General features: G+C 70.8%; 12 protein-coding genes. 6 read left to right on the top strand and 6 right to left on the bottom strand.

The window, feature by feature from the left end:
- Positions 1-46: 46 nt before the first annotated feature.
- The 3 genes from ACZ3HQ_RS10590 to ACZ3HQ_RS10600 all read right to left on the bottom strand — a co-directional run bounded on the left by ACZ3HQ_RS10590 (position 47) and on the right by ACZ3HQ_RS10600 (position 2,071).
- Positions 47-1,024 (bottom strand): pirin family protein, encoded by a 978-nt coding sequence (locus tag ACZ3HQ_RS10590; protein WP_467509393.1) that lies wholly within the window; start codon positions 1,022-1,024, stop codon positions 47-49.
- Between the two features lie 111 nt (positions 1,025-1,135).
- Positions 1,136-1,606, bottom strand: a complete 471-nt coding sequence (locus ACZ3HQ_RS10595; RefSeq protein WP_086690269.1) for an SseB family protein — start codon at positions 1,604-1,606, stop codon at positions 1,136-1,138.
- A gap of 36 nt (positions 1,607-1,642) precedes the next feature.
- Positions 1,643-2,071, bottom strand: a complete 429-nt coding sequence (locus ACZ3HQ_RS10600) for a BP74-related protein (protein ID WP_467509396.1) — start codon at positions 2,069-2,071, stop codon at positions 1,643-1,645.
- 274 nt (positions 2,072-2,345) lie between these two features.
- On the opposite strand from ACZ3HQ_RS10600, the gene ACZ3HQ_RS10605 reads away from it, so the two are divergent.
- The 3 genes from ACZ3HQ_RS10605 to ACZ3HQ_RS10615 all read left to right on the top strand — a co-directional run bounded on the left by ACZ3HQ_RS10605 (position 2,346) and on the right by ACZ3HQ_RS10615 (position 6,130).
- On the top strand, positions 2,346-4,172 hold the full coding sequence (locus ACZ3HQ_RS10605) for an acyl-CoA dehydrogenase (protein ID WP_467509398.1): 1,827 nt from the start codon (positions 2,346-2,348) through the stop codon (positions 4,170-4,172).
- 308 nt (positions 4,173-4,480) lie between these two features.
- Complete coding sequence (locus ACZ3HQ_RS10610; protein ID WP_467509400.1) at positions 4,481-5,791, top strand: M18 family aminopeptidase; 1,311 nt, start codon at positions 4,481-4,483, stop codon at positions 5,789-5,791.
- Between the two features lie 93 nt (positions 5,792-5,884).
- Positions 5,885-6,130, top strand: coding sequence for a DUF6458 family protein (locus ACZ3HQ_RS10615; protein ID WP_135787270.1), 246 nt, complete (start codon positions 5,885-5,887; stop codon positions 6,128-6,130).
- A 1-nt stretch (position 6,131) separates the two neighbouring features.
- Here ACZ3HQ_RS10615 and ACZ3HQ_RS10620 read toward each other — a convergent pair whose 3' ends face one another.
- Both ACZ3HQ_RS10620 and ACZ3HQ_RS10625 read right to left on the bottom strand, forming a co-directional pair.
- On the bottom strand, positions 6,132-7,988 hold the full coding sequence (locus tag ACZ3HQ_RS10620; RefSeq protein WP_467509402.1) for a thioredoxin-like domain-containing protein: 1,857 nt from the start codon (positions 7,986-7,988) through the stop codon (positions 6,132-6,134).
- Between the two features lie 31 nt (positions 7,989-8,019).
- Positions 8,020-8,415, bottom strand: a complete 396-nt coding sequence (locus tag ACZ3HQ_RS10625) for a cupin domain-containing protein (RefSeq protein WP_467509404.1) — start codon at positions 8,413-8,415, stop codon at positions 8,020-8,022.
- 51 nt (positions 8,416-8,466) lie between these two features.
- Here ACZ3HQ_RS10625 and ACZ3HQ_RS10630 point away from each other — a divergent pair, with 51 nt between their 5' ends.
- On the top strand, positions 8,467-9,456 hold the full coding sequence (locus ACZ3HQ_RS10630; RefSeq protein ID WP_467509406.1) for a GlxA family transcriptional regulator: 990 nt from the start codon (positions 8,467-8,469) through the stop codon (positions 9,454-9,456).
- A 32-nt stretch (positions 9,457-9,488) separates the two neighbouring features.
- Entirely contained in the window at positions 9,489-9,983 is a 495-nt protein-coding gene (locus ACZ3HQ_RS10635; protein WP_467509408.1) for an LURP-one-related/scramblase family protein, read from the top strand.
- Between the two features lie 31 nt (positions 9,984-10,014).
- On the opposite strand, the gene ACZ3HQ_RS10640 is transcribed toward ACZ3HQ_RS10635, so the two are convergent.
- Positions 10,015-10,809, bottom strand: a complete 795-nt coding sequence (locus ACZ3HQ_RS10640; RefSeq protein ID WP_467509410.1) for a carbon-nitrogen family hydrolase — start codon at positions 10,807-10,809, stop codon at positions 10,015-10,017.
- Positions 10,810-11,008: 199 nt separating this feature from the next.
- On the opposite strand from ACZ3HQ_RS10640, the gene ACZ3HQ_RS10645 reads away from it, so the two are divergent.
- Positions 11,009-11,833 (top strand): maleylpyruvate isomerase family mycothiol-dependent enzyme, encoded by an 825-nt coding sequence (locus ACZ3HQ_RS10645; protein ID WP_467509412.1) that lies wholly within the window; start codon positions 11,009-11,011, stop codon positions 11,831-11,833.
- Positions 11,834-11,870: the final 37 nt, after the last annotated feature.

An 11,870-nucleotide genomic window follows, 5' to 3' on the forward strand; every position in this document is an offset into this window, starting at 1 on the left:
GAAGTCGAGTGGTGGGCGAGAGACAGTGCCTCACGGCACCCGGGCATCAGCCCTGCGGGCCGCTCTCCGTCATGCCGTGCACCGCGGGCACCGTGCCCAGACGGCCCTTCTGGAAGTCCTCGAACGCCTGCATGAGCTGGTCCTTGGTGTTCATGACGAACGGGCCGTAGTGGGCCATGGGCTCACGGATCGGCTGTCCGCCGAGGAGGACGACCTCCAGGTCCGGCGTGTTCGAGTCCTGCTTCTCGTCCGCGCGGACGGTCAGCGAGGAGCCGGCGCCGAAGACCGCCGTCTGCCCGGTGTGCACCGGACGACGCTCCGCGCCCACCGAGCCGCGCCCGGCGAGGACGTAGGCGAGGCCGTTGAAGTCCTCGCGCCACGGCAGGGTGACCTCGGCACCCGGCGCCACCGTCGCGTGGATCATGGTGATCGGCGTGTGGGTGATGCCGGGACCGGCGTGCCCGTCCAGCTCACCGGCGATGACCCGCAGCAGCGCGCCGCCGTCGGGGGTGGTGAGCAACTGGACGCTGCCGCCCCGGATGTCCTGGTAGCGCGGCGCCATCATCTTGTCCTTGGCGGGGAGGTTCACCCAGAGCTGGAGCCCGTGGAAGAGACCGCCCGACATGACCAGGTGCTCCGGCGGGGCCTCGATGTGCAGCAGGCCCGAACCGGCGGTCATCCACTGGGTGTCGCCGTTGGTGATGGTGCCGCCACCGCCGTTGGAGTCCTGGTGGTCGAAGATCCCGTCGATGATGTAGGTCACGGTCTCGAAGCCGCGGTGCGGGTGCCAGGGGGTGCCCTTGGGCTCGCCCGGCGCGTACTCCACCTCGCCCATCTGGTCCATCATGATGAACGGGTCGAGGTGGCGGTAGTTGATCCCGGCGAAGGCGCGGCGCACCGGGAACCCCTCGCCCTCGAAGCCGCTCGGCGCGGTCGTCACGACGAGCACCGGACGCGACACGGCGTCGGCGGGCGCGGTCACACGGGGCAGCGTCAACGGGTTCTCGACGGTCACTGCAGGCATGGTCGGTACCTCCTTGTGGACCCAGTTTAGTTGAGCGTTGAACTTTTCGCCAGCCACAACACAGGAGGCCCGGAGGTAATTCCCTCCGGGCCTCATCACTGATGACAGGGGCTATCCGTACATCCGGCGCATGGCGAACTCGACCATCTGCTCCACCGCCTTCGCGTCGAACACCATCCGGTGCTCACCCTCCATGTCGACCACGAAGCCGTAGCCGGTGGGGAGCAGGTCGATCACCTCGGCGCCGGTGATCACGAAGTACTTGGACTCCTTGCCGGCGTACCGGCGCAGCTCTTTCAGCGAGGTGAACATCGGGATCACCGGCTGCTGGGTGTTGTGCAGGGCGAGGAAGCCGGGGGTGTCGCCGCGCGGGCAGTACACCTTGGACGTGGCGAAGACCTGCTGGAAGTCCTCGGCGGCCATCTGCCCCGTGGTGAAGGCGCGCACCGCGTCCGCCAGCGAGGGTGCGGACGGCTCCGGGTAGAGCGGCGGCTGCTGGCCGTACCCGCCGACACCACCCGGCTGCTGCTGCGGCGGCACGTAACTCTGCTGGGCGCCCACGTTCTGGTCGTAGCCGTACATGGCCGCAAGGGTACCGAGCGAACCCGCCCGTACGGCCTACTCGGCCGTAACCTCCCGCGTGAGACGGGAAGTCCACGGGCACCAGACGCGCCCCGGCAGGAAGGCGCCGCCCGCCTCGTCGAGGTGGTCCTCGACGTAAGGGAGGGTGGCGTCGCAGACCTCGATGGCCACGTCGAAGAACCCGACCGTCGCGGGCTCGTAGTGGAAACTCCACCTCGGGTTGTACGGGGCCTGGCGCGTGACGATCCGTCCGACGAGGTGGGGACGGTCGGTCGTCTCGCCGCTGAGCAGCTCCCGCGCATGAGCGATCGTGGCCGGGTCGTCGATCCGGACGACCGCCGTCTGCCGGGTCACGTCCGTGAATTCGAAGTACGCCGGGTCCGCCGCCTGCGAGGGATGGGCCAGTCCGACCGTCAGCATCGCCGCCGCCGCGAGGCCGCCGAACCTGGTCAGAAGTCGTCGCACGTGTGCCTCCGAGCACAGAGAAGGAAGGGAACGTCACGCAAAGTACACAGAGCGTCACTTGGCGTGCTCTTCGCGGAGGCGTGGATTCACCCGGCCGGGCGGGCGCACAGGGAGGCACGACGGAGAGCGCGGCGGGGGCGGGTGAGCGGTAGAGGCTTGTCACACCCGTCGGGGTTGCGTCTTATTACCGACGGGTAGCATCATCGTAGCCACTTGTTGGTACGTGATCAGCCGCGAGGAGTCAGTGCCTCGCCGAGTCCGTGATGGAGTCACCATGGGGCACTACAAGTCCAACCTGCGCGACATCGAGTTCAACCTCTTCGAAGTCCTCGGCCGCGAGAAGCTCTACGGCACGGGCCCGTTCGAGGAGATGGACACCGACACCGCGAAGTCCGTCCTCGCGGAGCTGACCCGTCTCTCGGAGAACGAGCTGGCGGAGTCCTTCGTGGACGCCGACCGCAACCCCCCGGTCTTCGACCCCGAGACCAACACCGCGCCCGTCCCGGCCTCCTTCAAGAAGAGCTACAAGTCCTTCATGGACTCGGAGTACTGGCGGCTCGGCCTGCCCGAGGAGATCGGCGGCACCAACACCCCGCCGTCCCTGATCTGGGCGTACGCGGAGCTGGTGCTCGGCGCCAACCCGGCCATCTGGATGTACTCCTCCGGCCCGGCGTTCGCGCGCATCCTCTTCGAGGAGGGCACCGAGGAGCAGAAGCAGTGGGCGAAGATAGCGGTCGAGAAGACCTGGGGCTCCACCATGGTCCTCACCGAGCCGGACGCCGGTTCGGACGTGGGTGCCGGCCGCACCAAGGCCGTGCAGCAGGAGGACGGCTCCTGGCACATCGAGGGCGTGAAGCGCTTCATCACCTCCGGTGAGCACGACATGGAGGAGAACATCCTCCACTACGTCCTCGCCCGCCCCGAGGGCGCCGGCCCCGGCACCAAGGGCCTCTCCCTCTTCCTGGTGCCCAAGTACCACTTCGACGGCGAGACCGGCGAGCTGGGCGAGCGCAACGGCGTCTACGCCACCAACGTCGAGCACAAGATGGGCCTCAAGGCGTCCAACACCTGCGAGATGACCTTCGGCGACCGCCACCCGGCCGTGGGCTGGCTGATCGGTGACAAGCACGACGGCATCCGCCAGATGTTCCGCATCATCGAGTTCGCCCGCATGATGGTCGGCACGAAGGCCATCTCGACCCTGTCGACCGGCTACCTCAACGCGCTGGAGTACGCCAAGGAGCGCGTCCAGGGTCCCGACCTCGCGAACTTCATGGACAAGAAGGCGCCCAAGGTCACCATCACCCACCACCCCGACGTGCGCCGCTCGCTGATGACGCAGAAGGCGTACGCGGAGGGCATGCGCGCCCTGGTGCTGCACACGGCGTCCGTCCAGGACACCATCGCGGTCAAGGAGGCGAACGGCGAGGACGCCTCCGCCGAGCACGCGCTGAACGACCTGCTCCTGCCGATCGTGAAGGGCTACGGCTCCGAGAAGGGCTACGAGCAGCTCGCGCAGTCGCTCCAGACCTTCGGCGGCTCCGGGTTCCTCCAGGAGTACCCGATCGAGCAGTACATCCGCGACGCCAAGATCGACACCCTCTACGAGGGCACCACCGCGATCCAGGGCCAGGACTTCTTCTTCCGGAAGATCGTCCGTAACCAGGGTGCCGCGCTGAACGGTCTGGCCGAGGACATCAAGAAGTTCCTGGCGCTGGCCACCGGCGGCGAGGAGCTGGCGGGTGCCCGCGAGCACCTGGCCAAGGCGGCCGTGGAGCTGGAGGCGATCGTCGGCCTGATGCTGACCGACCTCGCGGCCACCGAGCAGGACGTCAAGAACATCTACAAGGTGGGCCTCAACACCACCCGCCTGCTGATGGCCTCCGGTGACGTGATCGTCGGCTACCTGCTGCTGCGCGGCGCTGCCGTCGCCGCCGAGAAGCTTCAGACCGCGTCCGCCAAGGACAAGGCGTTCTACACCGGCAAGATCGCGGCGGCGAAGTTCTTCGCTGCCAACGTCCTGCCCGGCGTCACCCTGGCCCGCAAGGTCGCCTCCGGTGTCGACCTGGACCTGATGGAGCTGGACGAGGCCGCCTTCTAGGGCCTTTCCTCCGGATCAGGCCGGCTCGGGGCGACGGTGCCTTCGGGCCGACCCGAGCGGGGTCTGGTGCGTGCAGATGCAAGGCGGAGGAGGGCGTCGACGCGGTGGGGGTCCCCCCGCGCGAGCGCAGCCGAGCGTGGGGGAGTCGGCAACCGACGACAACGCCGCAGATGTGCGTGCCAGACCCCGCGACCCCGGCAAGATCCGGAGGACAGGCCCTCGTCCCCGACCCTCCTTCCGAAGACCCCGCGCGGGCCCGCTCCCTCCTTCCGGAGAGCGGGCCCGCGCTCGTCGTTAAGGTAAACGCCATGAGCGCACCGTCCCGTTTCGACCGCGGCCACACCGACGACCTGATGGCCTTCCTGGCGGCGAGCCCGACGCCGTACCACGCCGTGGCGAACGTCGCCGCGCGGCTTGAGGAGGCAGGCTTCACGCAGGTCACCGAGACCGAGGCGTGGGACACCCCCGCGGGCACCGGCAGCGGGGGGCGGTACGTGCTGCGCGGCGGCGCGGTCATCGCCTGGTACGTCCCGGAGGGCGCCACCCCGCACACCCCGTTCCGGATCGTCGGCGCGCACACCGACTCCCCCAACCTCCGGGTCAAGCCCGAGCCGGACAGCGGCGCGCACGGCTGGCGCCAGGTCGCGGTGGAGATCTACGGCGGCCCCCTGATGAACTCCTGGCTCGACCGCGACCTGGGCCTGGCCGGCCGGCTCACCCTGCGCGACGGCACCTCGGTCCTGGTCGACGTCGACCGCCCGCTGCTGCGGGTGCCGCAGCTCGCCATCCATCTGGACCGCTCGGTCTCCGTGGACGGCCTCAAGCTCGACAAGCAGCGCCACCTCCAGCCCGTGTGGGGCCTCGGGAACGATGTGAGCGAGGGTGACCTGATCGCCTTCCTGGAGGAGGAGGCGGGGCTCGAGGCCGGTTCGGTCGCGGGCTGGGACCTGATGACCTATCCGGTCGAGGCGCCCGCCTACCTGGGCCGGGACCGCGAGCTGGTCGCCGGGCCCCGGATGGACAACCTGCTCTCCGTGCACGCCGGTACGGCCGCGCTGATCGCCGCTGCGGCCGCAGGGGAGACCCTCACCCACATCCCCGTACTGGCCGCCTTCGACCACGAGGAGAACGGCTCGCAGTCCGACACCGGCGCCGACGGCCCGCTGCTCGGCAGCGTGCTGGAGCGCTCGGTGTTCGCGCGCGGCGGCTCCTACGAGGACCGCGCCCGTGCCTTCGCGGGCACCGTCTGCCTCTCCTCCGACACCGGGCACGCCGTGCACCCCAACTACGCGGAGCGGCACGACCCGACGCACCACCCGCGGGTCAACGGCGGCCCGATCCTCAAGGTGAACGTCAACAACCGCTACGCCACGGACGGTTCGGGCCGCGCGGTGTTCGCCGCCGCGTGCGAGCGGGCCGGGGTGCCGTTCCAGACGTTCGTCTCGAACAACTCGATGCCCTGCGGCACCACCATCGGCCCCATCACCGCCGCCCGCCACGGCATCAGCACCGTGGACATCGGCGTGGCGATCCTCTCCATGCACAGCGCGCGCGAACTCTGCGGCGCCGAGGACCCGTTCCTCCTCGCGGAGGCCCTGACGGCCTTTCTGGAGGGCTAGTTGACAACGCGGTCGGGTGGCTAACCGGCCGGATGGGGGGTACCCGCCGAACGGGACCGGAGATTCCGGAACCGGAAGGGGAGGCGAGATCTCATGGGCCTCGGCGGATGCATCATCCTGATAGCCGTGGGAGCGATCCTCACATTTGCCACCGACTGGCACATGAGCGGCGTCAACCTCGACCTGGTCGGCGTCATCTTCATGGCCGCCGGTCTCATCGGCCTGGCGACCTTCAGTGGGATCGCCCGGCGCCGCCGCGTGGTCGTCCCGCCCACCCGCGTGGTGGAGGAGGAGCGGCCCGCGCCGCGCGACGGCTACTCGGACGGCTACGGCGTCTGACTCAGCGCGCCTCACCCTCGTCCAGGCCCGCCAGCACCAGCGGCAGGCGGTCCGTCGCGCCCTCGACGAGGCGGACCGGGACGCCCCAGTCCTGCTGGTGGACGTGGCAGGCGGGGTACTCTCCCCCAGTCTTCGACCGGGAGGTGCCCCCAGCCGGGTCGTCGTCGCAGGAGGCGGCCATCGCGGAGACGTGCAGCACGCCCTCGGTGACGGCCGGGTCCAGCTCCAGCTCCCGGCTCAGGTCGCTGTCCGCGCCCTCGCCCTTGAGCAGCAGCTCGGGCGGGGTCGCGGAGACCAGCAGCCGGGTCGACGGGCCGTATCGGGTGTCCAGCTTCTGGCCCGCCGGGGCCTGGAAGATCACGTCCAGCCGCAGCCGGCCGGGGGCCACCTCGGTGGCGGCGCGCTGCGTGCGGTGGGCGACCGCCTCCACGCGGACCGCCTCCTCGGGCAGGCGCAGCCGGGTCAGCCGGTGGCGGGCGGACTCCACCACCACGATGTCGTCGCCGACGAGCACCGCGTCACTGGGCTCGCGCAGGTCGGTGGCGAGGGTGGTGACCTCGCCGGTGGCGGGGTCGTAGCGGCGCAGCGCGTGGTTGTAGGTGTCGGCCACCGCGACCGAGCCGTCCGGCAGCGCGGTGACGCCCAGCGGGTGCTGGAGCAGGGCCTGCCCGGCCTCGCCGTCCCGGTGGCCGAAGTCGAACAGACCGGTGCCGACGGCGGTGTGCACGGCGCCGTCGAGGTCGACCCAGCGCAGCGCGGAGGTCTCGGAGTCCGCGAGCCACAGCCGCTCCGCCGTCGCCGCGAGCCCGGAGGGCTGCGCGAACCACGCCTCGGCGCCGGGCCCGTCCACCAGGCCCTCGTTGGTCGTACCGGCCGCGACCTGGACGGTCTCCGCCTCGGGGTCGTACGTCCAGAGCTGGTGCACGCCCGCCATGGCGATCCACACCTTGCCACCGAAGAGGGCCACGTCCCACGGTGAGGACAGCGCGACCTCGCGGGCCGCGCCCGAGGTGGGGGCGCCCTGCATCCACTGCCTGCCGGTGCCGGCCAGCGTGGTGACCGCGCCGGAGGCGAGGTCCAGGCGGCGCAGGGCGTGGTTCACCGTGTCGGCGACGACCACGGAGCCGTCGTCCAGCAGGGCGAGACCCTGGGGCTCGTTGAAGGACGCCTCGTCGGCCGGGCCGTCCGCGAAGCCGCGCTCACCGGTGCCGATCCGGCGCACCACGGACTCGCCGTCCTCGGCCAGCTCGACCAGCCGGTGCCGGGTGGTATCGCTGACCAGGAAGTTCCCCGAGGGCAGCAGCAGCGCCTTGCCGGGGAAGCGCAGCACGGTCGGCTCCGGCTCCGGCGCCACGTAGGGGCCGTCGCCCCGGCGCAGGGTGCCCTTGACCTCGTGCTCGGCCTCCAGCTCCGCCACCAGCCGCTCGATGGCGTGCACATGCCCCTCACCGGCGTGCTGGGCGACCACGTACCCCTCCGGGTCGATCACCACCAGCGTCGGCCAGGCGCGCACCGCGTACTGCTTCCAGGTGGCCAGCTCCGGGTCGTCCAGTACGGGGTGCTCCACGCCGTACCGCTCGACCGCGTCCACGACCGCCTGGTGCTCGGCCTCGTGCACGAACTTCGGGGAGTGCACGCCGACCACGACCACGGTGTCCCGGTGCCGCTCCTCCAGCTCCCGCAGCTCGTCCAGGACGTGCAGGCAGTTGATGCAGCAGAACGTCCAGAAGTCGAGGATGACGATGCGTCCTCGCAGGTCGGCCAGGGTGTACTGCTGATCACCGGTGTTCAGCCAGCCGCCCTTGCCGACCAGCTCGGGAGCGCGGACACGGACACGTCGAGAAGCGGAGTCGTTCATGCTTCAAGGGTGCCACCCAGGGGTGCGGCCCTCAGTCCAGGGTGTGCCCCGTGGTGGCGTCCACATGGTCCGGGATCTCTTCGTGCCGGTCGCCCACCGACAGGGTGCCGGTGGGTTCGAGGACCAGGATCTCGGTGGGGACCGGGGCGTACGGCTTGTGCTCGGTGCCGCGCGGGACGGTGAAGACCGAGCCCTGGTGCAGGACGACCGTGCGCTCACCGGCCGGCTCGCGCAGCGCGATGTGGAGTTCGCCGGTCAGTACGAGGAAGAACTCGTCGGTGTCGTCGTGCGCGTGCCAGAGGTGCTCGCCCTCGACCTTGGCCACGCGGACGTCGTAGTCGTTGACCGACGCGACGATGCGGGGGCTCCAGCGGTCGGTGAAGGAGGCCAGGACCTGGGGGAGGGAGCGGGGTTCTTCGGTTGCCATGTGCTCATCGTGGGGTGTGTGCGCGACCCGTACGAGTGCTAGGAATTGCATATGGCGCAAGAATCCTCGCAGGTGCGGCGCACCCATCGGGTCGCCGTTCTGGTGGACGCCGGCACCAACCCGTTCGAGGTCGGGGTCGCCACCGAGCTGTTCGGCCTGCCCCGCCCCGAACTGGGCCCGGCCGACCCGCTGTACGAGGTCACGCTGTGCGCGCCGACCCGCGAGGTGCGGATGAACCACGGCTTCTTCACGATGACCGGGGTGGCCGGGCTGGACGCGGTGGACGACGCCGACACCCTGGTCGTGCCGGGCCGCCCGGACAACGTGGTCCCGCGCGGGGCCCCCGTACGGGAGGCGATCCGGCGTGCGCACGGGCGGGGCACCCGGATCGTGAGCTTCTGCACCGGCACCTTCGCGCTCGCCGAGGCCGGGCTGCTCGACGGACGGCCGGCCACCACCCACTGGAAGTGGGCCGACACCTTCCGGCGGCTGCACCCGAAGGTCCTGCTGGAGCCGGACGTGCTCTTCGTCGACGACGGGGACGTACTCTCCGCCTCGGGCAGCGCGGCCGCGCTCGACCTCGGGCTGTACCTGTGGCGGCGGGACCACGGCGCCGAGATCGCCAACGCGGTCTCCCGGCGCCTGGTCTTCGCCGCCCACCGGGACGGCGGGCAGCGGCAGTTCGTGGAACGCCCGCTGCCCGAGGTGCCCGACGGCTCGCTCGGCCCACTGCTGGCCTGGGCGCAGGAACGGCTCGGCGAACCGCTCACCGTGGCCGACCTCGCCGCCCGCGCGGCCGTCTCCCCCGCCACCCTGCACCGCCGCTTCCGTGAACGCCTCGGCACCACCCCGCTGGCCTGGCTCACCGGCGAACGGGTGGCGCTGGCCTGCCGGCTGATCGAGCGTGGGGAGACCCGGCTCGAGGTGGTCGCCGCCCGCTGCGGACTGGGCACAGCGGCCAACCTGCGGGCCCGGCTGCGCCGGGAGACCGGACTGAGCCCCTCCGACTACCGGAAGCGGTTCGGCCCCGCCGCCCGGTGAGGAACGCCTCCCGCCGGGGAAGCGCTTTGGACATGAGACTCCTCGTGCGCGACCGGCTGCTGGGCATCGGCGACGACTACTGGATCGAGGACGAGAACGGCCGCAAGGTCTTCCTCGTCGACGGCAAGGCCATGCGGCTGCGGGACACCTTCGAGCTGAAGGACACCGCGGGCAACGTCCTGATCGACATCCACCAGAAGATGTTCGCCCTGCGCGACACCATGGTGATCCAGCGGGACGGCGAGGATCTCGCCACCGTCCGGCGCAAGCGGCTCTCCCTGCTGCGCAACCACTACCGCGTCGACCTGGTCGACGGCACCGGACTCGACATCAGCGGCAAGATCCTCGACCGGGAGTTCGCCGTCGAGTACCAGGGCGAACTCCTCGCGGTGATCTCCCGCCGGTGGCTCACCGTCCGCGACACCTACGGGGTCGACGTCGTACGGGACGACGCCGACCCGGCGCTGCTCATCGCGGTGGCGGTGTGCGTGATCCACCTGGCGGAGAAGGAGCGGGAGGACGGCTGAGGCTCAGCGGCCGGGGTTCTTCGGCTGAGGCTCAGCGGCGGGGCGGTTCCAGGCCCAGGACACGGTCCTTCAGCGCGGGGAACTGCTCACGGGTGGCCGGGACCTTCGCCGGGTCGAACTCCACCCGGAGCACCTCCTCGTCCGGGCCCGCCTCCGCCAGCACCTCGCCCCACGGGTCCACCACGATCGAGTGACCCGCCTGGGGAACTCCGGCATGCGTACCGGCCGTTCCGCAGGCGAGGACGTACGCCTGGTTCTCCACCGCCCGTGCCTGGGCCAGCAGCGTCCAGTGGGCGCGGCGGCGCTCGGGCCAGCCCGCGGAGACGACCAGGGTCTCGGCGCCCGCGTCGGTGAGGGTCCGGAAGAGTTCCGGGAAGCGGAGGTCGTAGCAGGTGGCGAGGCCGACGGTGGTCTCCGGCAGCGGGACGGTGACGGGTTCGCGCCCGGCGCCCATCAGCACGGCCTCGCCCTGGTCGAAGCCGAAGCGGTGGATCTTCCGGTAGGAGGCGGCGAGTTCACCCGAGGGGGAGAAGACGAGCGCGGTGTTGTAGAGGGTGCCGTCGGGGTCCCGCTCCGGGATCGACCCGGCGTGCAGCCAGACGCCCGCGTCCTTGGCGGCCCGGGCCATCGCCTCGTGGGTGGGGCCCTTAAGCGGCTCGGCCTCGGTGGCGAACGTGTCGTAGGCGAAGGCTCCGGTGGTCCACAGCTCGGGCAGCACCACGAGGTCGGCGCCCGCCTCGGCGCGTACGAGGTCCGCCGCGCGCAGGCGGCGTCCGGCCACGGATTCGCCCTCGTCCACACGGATCTGGATCAGCGAGGCGCGCACACTACCACCGTCCTGGCATTCGAGTCGTTCCCACGGGCCTACGATCGTCACACGAAAGCACTGCCGGGGGGTATCGGAGCAGCGTAACTTGGGGGTCCCCCCACCTCGCGCAAGCCGAGAGCGTGGGGGAGTTTCCAGACGCCCGCCCAGTGCAGCCGCCGATTCTGCCCGTGTAACGACCGCCGAGGGGTCCTGTTCCGTGAGTCTGCATCCCACCCTCCAGCCCTACGCCGACGCCTGGAACCACTCGATCGACGCGATATCCGAGCTGGTGAACCCGCTGGCCGAGGCCGAGTGGAACCGGCGTACGCCGTGCCCCGGCTGGTCGGTGCGGGACGTGGTCTCCCATGTCATCGGGCTGGACTGCGAGATGCTCGGCGACCCCCGGCCGATCCACACGCTGCCCCGCGACCTCTACCACGTCACCAACGAGGCGCAGCGGTACATGGAGATGCAGGTCGACGTGCGCCGCCATCACACGGCGCCGGAGATGACGTCGGAGCTGGAGTACACGGTCATCCGGCGCAACCGGCAGATCCGCAACGAGTCCCGGCAGCCCGACACGATCGTCCGGGGGCCGATGGGCAAGGAGATCACCCTCGAACTCGCCATGCGGATGCGGGCGTTCGACGTCTGGGTGCACGAGCAGGATCTGCGCACCGCCCTCGGGCGTCCCGGCAACCTCGACTCGCCCGGCGCGCTGGTCACCCGTGACCTGCTGCTGGCCGGGCTGCCCAAGGTGGTCGCCAAGGAGGCCCAGGCGCCGCGCAGTTCGGCGATCGTCTTCGACGTGCACGGGCCGGTGGAGTTCCTGCGCACGATCCGCGTCGACATCCAGGGCCGGGGCACGCTGGAGACGGCACCCGCGCTCGGGCCCGCCGCGAGCTTCAGCCTCGACTGGGAGACGTACTTCCGGCTGGCCTGCGGGCGGATCAGCGCGGAGGCGGCGGGCGACCGCGTCAAGACGGAGGGCGACCCGGACCTGACGGCGGCGATCCTGCGCAACTTCGCGGTCACGCCCTGACCCTGTTATTCAGGTGCCGGTGCGGGGGCCGGCCGTT

The sequence above is a fragment of the Streptomyces sp. NPDC018263 genome (assembly GCF_055562575.1).